This is a genomic window from Streptomyces sp. NPDC048411 (assembly GCF_040704695.1).
GTDB lineage: Bacteria > Actinomycetota > Actinomycetes > Streptomycetales > Streptomycetaceae > Streptomyces.
Genome location: NZ_JBEZKL010000191.1, coordinates 1 through 10,194, shown reverse-complemented (window position 1 = coordinate 10,194; position 10,194 = coordinate 1). Strand labels below are relative to the sequence as shown.

8 protein-coding genes and 1 pseudogene are annotated in these 10,194 nt (G+C 71.8%); 3 read left to right on the top strand and 6 right to left on the bottom strand.

Going from position 1 to position 10,194, the window contains the following annotated elements; translation table 11 throughout:
* Positions 1-152: 152 nt before the first annotated feature.
* Both AB0915_RS36020 and AB0915_RS36015 read right to left on the bottom strand, forming a co-directional pair.
* Positions 153-815: a response regulator transcription factor gene (locus AB0915_RS36020; RefSeq protein WP_024488613.1), complete on the bottom strand. Its 663-nt coding sequence runs from the start codon at positions 813-815 to the stop codon at positions 153-155.
* Positions 816-1,523: 708 nt separating this feature from the next.
* Entirely contained in the window at positions 1,524-2,183 is a 660-nt protein-coding gene (locus tag AB0915_RS36015) for a DUF3000 domain-containing protein (RefSeq protein ID WP_366695150.1), read from the bottom strand.
* 91 nt (positions 2,184-2,274) lie between these two features.
* Between AB0915_RS36015 and hemE the strand changes: the two genes are divergently transcribed.
* Positions 2,275-3,348: a uroporphyrinogen decarboxylase gene (hemE, locus tag AB0915_RS36010; RefSeq protein ID WP_366695148.1), complete on the top strand. Its 1,074-nt coding sequence runs from the start codon at positions 2,275-2,277 to the stop codon at positions 3,346-3,348.
* Between the two features lie 198 nt (positions 3,349-3,546).
* Here the strand turns inward: hemE and AB0915_RS36005 are convergent, their stop codons facing one another.
* Both AB0915_RS36005 and AB0915_RS36000 read right to left on the bottom strand, forming a co-directional pair.
* Positions 3,547-4,926, bottom strand: a complete 1,380-nt coding sequence (locus AB0915_RS36005) for an FAD-dependent oxidoreductase (protein WP_366695146.1) — start codon at positions 4,924-4,926, stop codon at positions 3,547-3,549.
* Between the two features lie 47 nt (positions 4,927-4,973).
* The gene (locus tag AB0915_RS36000) at positions 4,974-5,957 is read right to left on the bottom strand and encodes a DUF4349 domain-containing protein (protein ID WP_366695144.1); all 984 of its coding nucleotides are present in this window, start codon (positions 5,955-5,957) and stop codon (positions 4,974-4,976) included.
* Positions 5,958-6,084: 127 nt separating this feature from the next.
* On the opposite strand from AB0915_RS36000, the gene hemG reads away from it, so the two are divergent.
* Both hemG and hemQ read left to right on the top strand, forming a co-directional pair.
* Complete coding sequence (hemG, locus tag AB0915_RS35995) at positions 6,085-7,572, top strand: protoporphyrinogen oxidase (protein ID WP_366695142.1); 1,488 nt, start codon at positions 6,085-6,087, stop codon at positions 7,570-7,572.
* Positions 7,573-7,576: 4 nt separating this feature from the next.
* A complete protein-coding gene (hemQ, locus tag AB0915_RS35990; protein ID WP_366695140.1) occupies positions 7,577-8,290 on the top strand; it encodes a hydrogen peroxide-dependent heme synthase in 714 nt (237 codons plus the stop codon).
* A gap of 297 nt (positions 8,291-8,587) precedes the next feature.
* Here hemQ and AB0915_RS35985 read toward each other — a convergent pair whose 3' ends face one another.
* Positions 8,588-9,622, bottom strand: a complete 1,035-nt coding sequence (locus tag AB0915_RS35985; RefSeq protein ID WP_366695137.1) for a TIGR04222 domain-containing membrane protein — start codon at positions 9,620-9,622, stop codon at positions 8,588-8,590.
* 5 nt (positions 9,623-9,627) lie between these two features.
* Positions 9,628-10,194, bottom strand: a pseudogene (locus AB0915_RS35980) (endonuclease); the annotation flags it as partial.

Genomic DNA, 10,194 nt, shown 5'->3' with positions numbered 1-10,194 from the left:
TTTTGGTGTTGTGTGTTTTTTTTTGTTTTTTTTTCTCCTGTGTTTTGGGGTGGCGGCGGGCCCCCCGTCCCGTGCCGGGCCGCCCCCCCCGCGCCGATGAATGTAAACCAGCCGGGTCCGTATCTCGGTACACGCCGGCCGGTGTGCCGGGGTCAGTGGATGATGCCCGTGCGCAGGGCCACGGCGACCATTCCGGCGCGGTCACCGGTGCCGAGCTTGCGGGCGATGCGGGCGAGGTGGCTCTTGACCGTCAGGGCGGAGAGCCCCATGGAGACGCCGATGGCCTTGTTGGACTGGCCTTCGGCGACCAGCCGGAGTACCTCCACCTCGCGGCCGGACAGTTCGCGGTAGCCGCCCGGGTGGCTCGGGGTGCCGGGGGGCCGGCGGTGCATACGGGCGGCATTGGCGCCGATGGGGGCGACGCCGGGTCGGGTGGGGTGGCCGATATTGGTGCGCGTGCCGGTGACGACATAGCCCTTCACGCCACCCGCGAGGGCGTTGCGTACGGCGCCGATGTCATCGGCGGCGGAGAGGGCGAGGCCGTTCGGCCAGCCGGCGGCTCGGGTTTCGGACAACAGGGTCAGCCCGGAACCGTCGGGCAGATGGACGTCGGCAACACAGATGTCGCGCGGGTTGCCGACGCGGGGACGGGCCTCCGCGATGGACGACGCCTCGATGACGTCACGTACTCCGAGGGCCCACAGGTGGCGGGTGACGGTGGAACGGACGCGGGGGTCGGCCACGACGACCATGGCCGTCGGCTTGTTCGGGCGGTAGGCGACCAGGCTTGCGGGCTGCTCTAGGAGAACGGACACCAGGCCTCCTGGGGAGTGGCGGGACGGGCCGGCTCGGGGATGAAGCCGGGGCGAACCGTGCTTGAAGGGTCATTGACCTCTTCGGCAGCAGACCCGTCCTCCTTTAGAGGAAGATCACGATTTCATGCGTAACAATTCGGACAAATCGGACGGGTGATCGATTGTACGACAAGAATGCCGGTGGCTGTGCGAAGCCTGTGACACACCGTCGCGGACAGAGCCCGGCCGCCGGGACGCGCGGCACGGTCCGGTGCCGCGCACTGCGGCGGCCGGGAGGAGTGTGCGGGATCCGGCGTACGGCGCCGGCGGCGGGACGCTGCAGGCAGGACCGGGTGTCCGGGGGTACGGCGGCGCGACCGGGCGTGCGGGACCGGGGGTGTGGATATGGCGGTGCGACGGGGTGTACGGGATCCGGCTGCCGGAGTGACGGGCCGCGCGGGCGTGAGGGCCCGGGGGTACGGAACCGGCATACCGGGCCCTCTGCAGGAGCCGCCGCGCGGTACCTGGGTCCCGGATCCGGTTTCGGACCGGCTGCAAGGAATGGGCACAACGGGATCGGTGGGATGCGGAACCGGCGTAGGCGGCATCCGCCTCCGCGTCCGGCCTGCACACCCACATGGCGCATCCGGCCTACGCACCCACATGGCGCATCCGGCCTACGCACCCGGCCCTGGGGCCCGCCCCTGGGAATCCGCCCGCGTAGCCCCGCTACGGTGCCTGCGGGCCGCGCCGCTGGGGCAGTGTCACCACCGCCGCGTCGGAGGGTCCCGAAGGCGGCAGACCGGCGATCTGGCACAGCAGATCCCCCCACGCCGCCAGATGCGCCGCCGTGTCCGGCACCCCGCCACGCCCCTCGCGCGGCGTCCAGGACGCACGGATCTCGATCTGGGTCGCCGGGCGCCGCTCGGCCAGCGTCCCGAAGTAGTGGGAACCGGCGCGGGTGACCGTGCCGCCCGCCTCCCCGTACGACAGGCCCCGCGCCTCCAGCGCGCCGGTCAGCCAGGACCAGCACACCTCCGGCAGCAGCGGGTCGGACGCCATCTCCGGCTCCAGCTCGGCGCGTACCAGCGTGACCAGCCGGAATGTGCCCTGCCAGGCGTCATGTCCGGCCGGATCGTGCAGCAGCACGAGGCGGCCGTCGGCGAGATCGTCCTCGCCGTCGACGACCGCCGCCTCCACGGCGTACGCGTGGGGAGCGAGGCGCTGGGGCGGCCGAGTCGGCTCCACTTCCAGCTCGGGGCGGAGCCGCGCGGAGCGCAACGCTTCCACCGCCGACCGGAACGCGGGCGGGACGGAACTGCCCTCCGCGCTGTCCTTGCCGTCAGCGCTGTCGGAATGTTCGGAAAATTGTCCCTGAGCCGGAGCCATGCGGGGAAGAGTAGGCGGAACCGGAGCCTCGTGCAGGGAGGGACACCCTGTGCGACTCGGCTCCTTGCCGCTTCATGCGAAGATTCTGTGCGTGAGCGCCAACGACAGCCCCTCGGGCCAGCAGACGAAGACCTCCGCCACCCATGAGTCGGCGTTCCTGAAGGCGTGCCGCCGCGAACCCGTGCCGCACACGCCGGTCTGGTTCATGCGTCAGGCGGGGCGCTCGCTGCCCGAGTACCTGAAGGTGCGCGAGGGCATCGCGATGCTCGACTCCTGCATGATGCCGGAGCTGGTCACGGAGATCACGCTGCAGCCCGTACGCCGCCACAAGGTCGACGCGGCGATCTACTTCAGCGACATCGTCGTCCCCCTCAAGGCCATCGGGATCGACCTCGACATCAAGCCCGGCGTCGGTCCGGTCGTCGCGGACCCGATCCGTACCCGGGCCGACCTGGCCCGGCTGCGTGACCTCACGCCGGAGGACGTCCACTACGTCACCGAGGCCATCGGCATGCTCACCGCGGAACTCGGGTCGACGCCGCTGATCGGGTTCGCCGGTGCGCCCTTCACTCTGGCGAGCTACCTCGTGGAGGGCGGTCCGTCCCGCAGCCACGAGCGCACCAAGGCGATGATGTACGGCGAGCCGGAACTCTGGGCCGAGCTGCTCGACCGGCTGGCGGAGATCACCAGTGCGTTCCTGAAGGTGCAGATCGAGGCGGGCGCCTCGGCCGTCCAGCTCTTCGACTCCTGGGTCGGCGCGCTCGCCCCCGCCGACTACCGCCGCTCCGTGATGCCGGCCTCCGCGAAGGTCTTCGACGCGGTTGCCTCGTACGGTGTCCCGCGCATCCACTTCGGTGTCGGCACCGGTGAACTGCTCGGGCTGATGGGCGAGGCGGGCGCGGATGTCGTCGGCGTCGACTGGCGGGTTCCGATGGACGAGGGTGCGCGCCGGGTCGGACCCGGCAAGGCGCTCCAGGGCAACCTCGACCCGGCGGTGCTGTTCGCGCCGACGGCGACGGTGGAGGCGAAGACACGTGAGGTGCTGGACGCGGCCGCGGGTCTGGAAGGTCACATCTTCAACCTGGGGCATGGCGTGATGCCGGCGACCGACCCGGACGCACTGACCCGGCTCGTCGAGTACGTCCACACGCAGACGGCCCGCTGAACCGGTCGCCGAAACGCATCCTGCTCGCCGTGAAACCCTCGGGTTCCGCGGCGAGCGGTGCATTCGGGGGCGCGCGCAAAGAGCGCGCACGGAAAATCGGATTACGTGATCGACTTCACTCGGCGTGTCCATTTCGTCTCGTCACACACAGTGACCCCATGGGGTGGCCGTTCGTCTGCCTGACGACGGAGAGCTCCCCTACACACCCGCCGCGCGCACGGCCTGGACCGTCTTGCGTGCCGCCACCAGGACCGGGTCCCACACCGGCGAGAACGGCGGGGCGTATCCCAGGTCGAGCGCCGTCATCTGCTCCACGGTCATCCCCGCGGTGAGTGCGACCGCCGCGATGTCGACGCGCTTCGCCGCTCCCTCCCGGCCCACGATCTGTACGCCGAGCAGCCGGCCCGTGCGGTACTCCGCGAGCATCTTCACCGTCATCGGCTGAGTGCCCGGGTAGTAGCCCGCCCGCCCGGTCGACTTGATCGTCGCCGTGACGAACCGCAGCCCCACCGCGCGGGCGTCCTTCTCCCGCAGCCCCGTCCGGGCGATCTCCAGGTCACAGACCTTGCTGACCGCCGTACCGACCACGCCCGGGAATGTCCCGTACCCGCCGCCCACATTGGACCCGATGATCTGGCCGTGCTTGTTGGCGTGGGTGCCCAGCGCGATATGCCGGGTGCGCCCCGCCACCAGGTCGAGAACCTCGACGCAGTCGCCGCCCGCCCAGATGTTGTCGTGCCCGACGACCCGCATCGACAGATCGGTGAGCAGGCCGCCGTGCGGGCCGACCGGGAGGCCGGCCGCGCGGGCCAGCGTGGTCTCCGGTTCGACGCCGATGCCGAGCACCACCACGTCCGCGGGGTAGGTCCCCTCCTCCGTGGCGACCGCGGTGACCCGGCCGTCGGCACCGGTGATGATCTTGCTGACCCGGGCCCGGTTCACTGTCGTGATGCCCAGACCGTCCATCGCTTCGTGGACCAGGCGCCCCATGTCGGGGTCGAGCGTCGCCATCGGCTGCTCCCCGCGGTTGAGGACCGTCACCTCGAAGCCGTGCTTCAGCAGCGCCTCCGCCATCTCGACACCGATGTAACCGGCGCCGACAACGACCGCGCGCCGACCGGGCGCCCGGTCCAGGGAGTCCAGCAGCGCCTGACCGTCGTCCAGGGTCTGCACCCCGTGCACCCCGGCCGCGTCCATGCCGGGCAGCGCGGGGCGCACCGGCCGGGCACCGGTCGCGATCACCAGCTTGTCGAAGCCGGCCCAGTACGTCTCGCCGGTCTCCCGGTCCAGCGCGCGTACCCGCTGCCCGGCGACATCGATCTCCGTCACCTCGGTGCGCATCCGCAGATCGATGGCGCGGGCCCGGTGTTCCTCGGGCGTACGGGCGATGAGGTCGTCCCGCTGCTCGACGTCTCCGCCGACCCAGTAGGGGATCCCGCAGGCGGAGTACGAGGTGAAGTGGCCGCGCTCGAAGGCGACGATGCCCATCTCGTCGGGCCCCTTGAGCCTGCGGGCCTGGGACGCGGCGGACATGCCCGCCGCGTCCCCGCCGATGACCACCAGTCGCTCCGCCGCCATGCCGGGTCCCTTCGAGCGTCGAGTACGAAGGGACCACGCTACGACCCTCAGGGAGCGGACGGAGTCTCCGGCGGTACGGAGGCGTGCTCGGCCGCCCGGGGCGTGCGGCGCCGGGTGAGCCGGGTGCGCACCAGCCGCCAGAGCAGCAGCAGGGCGGCCGCGGCCGCCAGGAACGGCGCCGCCGCACCCACCGCCATCGCGATCCACTTCACCATGGTCACGAACGCGTGCCAGCCGCCGCCGAGCGCGTCCACGAACCCCGGATCGTCGTCGTCCGTGCCCTGCGCCGAGGGCTCCGGCTCGGCGAGGTCGAGGGTGATCGTGGCCAGGGTGGTGCGGTCCTTGAGCGACTCCTGCCGGGAGAGCAGCGACTCCAGCTCTGCCTGGCGATTGCTCAGTTCCCCTTCCAGGGCGACCACATCGGCAATCTTGTCGGCCCGGTCCATCAGTTTCCGGACCCGGGCGACGCTCGCCCGCTGCGTGGCGATCCGGCTCTCCACGTCGACGACCTGATCGGTGACATCCTTGGCCTCCGACGTACGGGACAGCAGCTTCCCGCCGCCCGCCAGCTTCCGCAGCACGCCGTCGTACTCGGCCTGCGGCACCCGCAGCACCAGGTGCGACGTCTCGCGAAGGTCGTCGATCCGGTCGGTGGATTCGTTCGCCACCAGCCCGCCCGCATCCTCCGTGACCGAACGGGCCGCCGCGGCCGCCTTCGGCACGCTCTTCACCTCCACGGAGAGCGAGGCCTTACGGATGACATGGGTGGTGGTCGGCGCGGGGGACCCGGTCGACCGAGCCGGGCTGCCGTCGGTGGCCCCCCGGTCCGACTCCCCACCGGCGGAGCCGGTGCGCCCCGCAGGAGCTGCCGCCTTGTTGTCCGCGGAGTCCGCCGCGCTTTTGCTGCTGCCGGAGCTGTCGTCGGCGGCGCCGCAGCCGCTCAGCGTGAGCAGCGCGGCAAGCATCCCTGCGGCGAGCACCGTGCCTGAACGACGGGCGGACGAACGGCTCGAATGACGTGCTCTCTGCATAACTGCTCCCCCGGGGCGGGTGGTTGATGGTGCCGGTTCGACGTGCGAGACGGGGGTGCGGGTTGCCCTCTACCGGTTTCGAAGCGGTCACGGTCAGGACTCGGAAGAGGTCTGAGAGAGTGGAGGCATGCAGCGTTCAACACACCGCGTGGACACAGGTACGGGTCATGTCGTCGTCATCGGCGGCGGCATCGCCGGACTCGCGGCCGCCCACCGGCTCATCGGCGCAGGACTGAGGGTCACGCTCCTGGAGGCGACCGACCGGCTGGGCGGCAAGCTCATGACCGGCGAGATCGCCGGCACCCGGGTCGATCTGGGGGCGGAGTCGATGCTCGCCAGACGACCCGAGGCGGTCGACCTGGCGCGCGCCGTCGGGCTCGGTGACCGGCTTCAGCCACCCGCCACCGCCATCGCGTCGGTCTGGACCCGGGGCGAACTGCGGCCGATGCCCAAGGGCCATGTGATGGGTGTCCCGGGCGACCCCGACGCGCTCAGCGGGGTGATCTCCCCGGAGGGTCTCGCCCGCATCGCGCAGGAACGGGACCTCACGCCGACCGCGGTCGGCGACGATGTCGCGGTCGGCGCGTATGTCGCCGACCGGCTGGGCCGCGAGGTCGTCGACCGGCTCGTGGAGCCCCTGCTCGGCGGCGTCTACGCGGGCGACGCCTACCGGATCTCGATGCGCGCAGCCGTGCCGCAGCTCTTCGAGGTGGTCCAGGAGGGCGGCTCGCTGCTCGACGGCGTGCAGCGCATCCAGCGGCAGGCCGCCGCCCGGCAGCAGACCGGCCCGGTCTTCCAGGGCATCGACGGCGGCATCGGCACCCTGCCGGACGCGGTCGCCGAGGCCGTGCGCGCCGGAGGCGGCGAGATCATCACCGGCACGCCCGTCCTGGGCCTGACCCGTACCGCCGACGGCTGGGACGTCCGCACCGACACCCGGGTGATCGCTGCCGACGGCATCGTCCTCGCCGCCCCCGCCTGGTCCGCGTCGACGCTGCTGGCCGCCGAGTCCCCGGCCGCCTCCGCCGAGCTCGCGGGCGTCGAGTACGCGTCGATGGCGCTGGTCACCCTGGCGTTCCGGCGCTCCGACGTGGCGGCCATGGGCGCCTTCGACGGGCGCTCCGGCTTCCTCGTGCCGCCGGTCGACGGCCGTACGATCAAGGCCTCCACCTTCTCCACCCACAAATGGCAGTGGGTCGCCGACGCCGCCCCCGACCTGTTCATCCTGCGTACCTCGGTCGGCCGGTACGGCGAGGAGGACCATCTCCACCGCGAGGACACCGAACTCGTCGACGTCTCGCTGCGTGACCTCGCCGACGCCACCGGACTCGCCGCGAAGCCGGTGGACACCGAGGTCACCCGGTGGCTCGGCGGCCTGCCCCAGTACCCCGTCGGCCATCTGACCCGGGTGGCCCGGATCCGCGACGAGGTCGCCAAGCTGCCGGCCCTGCGGGTCTGCGGAGCGGTGTACGACGGGGTCGGCATCCCCGCCTGCATCGCCGGCGCCCACCGGGCCGCGGACGAGATCGCCGCGGACATCGCGGGCGGGACCGCGGGAGAGATCATTGCCACTCCCACCCCGGTTCAGGGCACACGGAGCGAGGCGGGACAATAGCCGTATGAGTGCGCCTGAGAAGATCCCGAACGCCGGTAAGAAGGCCAAGGACCTCAACGAGGTCATCCGCTACACGCTGTGGTCCGTCTTCAAGCTGCGCGATGTGCTGCCCGCCGACCGTGCCGGTTACGCCGACGAGGTCCAGGAGCTGTTCGACCAGCTCGCGGCCAAGGACATCACCGTCCGCGGCACCTACGACGTGTCCGGCCTGCGTGCCGACGCCGATGTCATGATCTGGTGGCACGCGGAGACGGCGGACGAGCTGCAGGAGGCGTACAACCTCTTCCGGCGCACCAAGCTGGGCGTGGCGCTGGAGCCTGTCTGGTCGAACATGGCGCTGCACCGCCCCGCCGAGTTCAACAAGTCGCACATCCCGGCGTTCCTCGCCGACGAGACGCCGCGCAACTACATCAGCGTGTACCCCTTCGTGCGCAGCTACGACTGGTACCTGCTGCCCGACGAGGACCGCCGCCGCATGCTCGCGGACCACGGCAAGATGGCCCGCGGCTACCCCGACGTCCGCGCCAACACCGTGGCCTCGTTCTCGCTCGGCGACTACGAGTGGATCCTCGCCTTCGAGGCCGACGAGCTGTACCGCATCGTCGACCTCATGCGTCATCTGCGAGCCTCCGAGGCGCGGATGCACGTCCGCGAGGAGGTCCCCTTCTACACGGGCCGCAGGAAGTCCGTCGCAGACCTGGTGGCCGGGCTCGCGTAGCGAGCGGGCTCCGACCACCCCAACCCGGAAGATCAGACGGCGGGCGCCGGCGCACAGCTGTGCGCTGCCCGCCGCTCCAGCGACACCGGGTTCGGCTTCGGGTTCGCCGAGGGCTCCGACCTGCGGCGATCCCGAGACCTGCGGGGAAGCGCACCGCCCTTCCCCGCAGGTCCCCGGCCCGCCTCCGGGTGGGCCGGTCGCATGTTCCCGCGCGGGGACACGACGGTCCGGCGCGCCTCGCCGCCCAAGCGCTCACCAGCCAGGAACGGCTTCGCTCCGTACCGCGAGGTGCTGGTGTCAGGTGCTGCTGCCGCAGCTCGACCCCCCACAGCTGGATCCGCTGCTGCTGGAGCAACTGCTGCTGGAACAGCCGGAGCCGCCCGACCCGCCGCAACTGGATCCGGAACTGCCACCGCACCCGCTGCCTCCTCCGCAGCTGCTGCCCCCGCCCGGGGTCCCGCTGGAGCTCCCGCAGCCGGAGCCGGAACCGCCCGAACCGGCGCACCACACCGTCGCGACGACGTGGTCGTTGTTGCTGCTGCCGGAGGAGGAGTGCGAGGGCGACATCGGCCGCGTCCCGCCGGCCGTCCGCATCCGCGCGGCCGCCGCCAACTGCGCCCGCAGTACGGGATCGGGCAGCGCGCGCAGCCCCAGATTCGCCACGAGATGGGCGGGTTCGGCGGTGTAGGCATGGGCGTCTCGGTACTGCTCGGCGGCGCGCCGTCCCGCCTTGGTGATCCGGGCACGGGCGACGCCCGCGCAGATCAGCCCGGTCGGAGAACCGATGAACAGGGCGGGGAGCACCTTGACGATGAAGGGGAGGGAGAAGTCGGGCTCGTCGAACTCCGCCATGAACTGTGACACCGTCACCGCGAAGGAGACCGGGATCGCCAGCAGGCAGCCCAGCCCCTGGAACAGGCCCCAGCGGCGCCACTTCACGGTGGCCTCCGGTGCGGCCAGCAGTCCGCGGGCCGCGAGCCCGTCACCGATCTCCTGCACCGCCGGGTGCCGCATCACCGCATTTTGCAGGGCGTGCAGCGCACCGCTGGGGGCGGCGGCGTGCTCCTGGAGAACGGCTCGCTCCACCGGGTCGTGAGCGACGGGCCGTTGGACGGAGACGATGCCGGGACCGCCGACCGCCAGGCGTCCGTCCGTCTGCATGGCGGCGAGTGCGGTGTCCACGACCCTGCCGGGCCCGCCGTTCAGGAATGCCACTTCGTAGAGGTCATGGGCGGGGCCACCGGGGCCACGCCGGGCATGCGAGAGCCCGACGATCAGGAGGGTCGAGGAGACCGCCACGGCCAGCGTCACCAGCAGAGCGACGATGTTCATTCCGGTCACCTCCCGACGAGCGCGGCGCGGGCGGCCCGTACCAGCCGGGTCGTGCGGCGGGGCGGCCTGGCGGCCGCACGGTCCTGCCACCAGGTGGTCAGCCGGCGCCGGGCGGCGTCGTCGGCGGGGCGTCCGGCGATCAGCAGATGCTCGGCGAAGTCCAGTGCGTCGCGCCGGTATCCGGCGGCCATGGGGCGGTTCCTGGCGTATGCGAGAAAGGTGCGCCGGTAGCCGTCCCCCAGGATTTCGGGCAGCTCGGGTGCCACCTTGGCGACGACATCGGCGCGCTTGGCGGCCAGTGCGCGGCTCTGGACACCGAGGCGGCGGTGGTCGAAGCCCTCGGGGGCGGGGGTGCCGGCGACGAGGGCGGAGAGCAGCGCGGTCTGGGCGACAGCGGCGCGGTCGCGGGCGGCGTCGGTCGTGGGGCCGGGGGAAGACGCGGTGGAGTCCGCGGCGGGAGGGGCGGCGGGGTGCCTGGGGCGTGTTTCGAAAGGAGCGTCGTCCGCCCGTAGGGCGGGCCTGGCGGCGTCTGGTGCGTGCGATCGCAAGGCGGAGGGTCGCCCCGATACTGG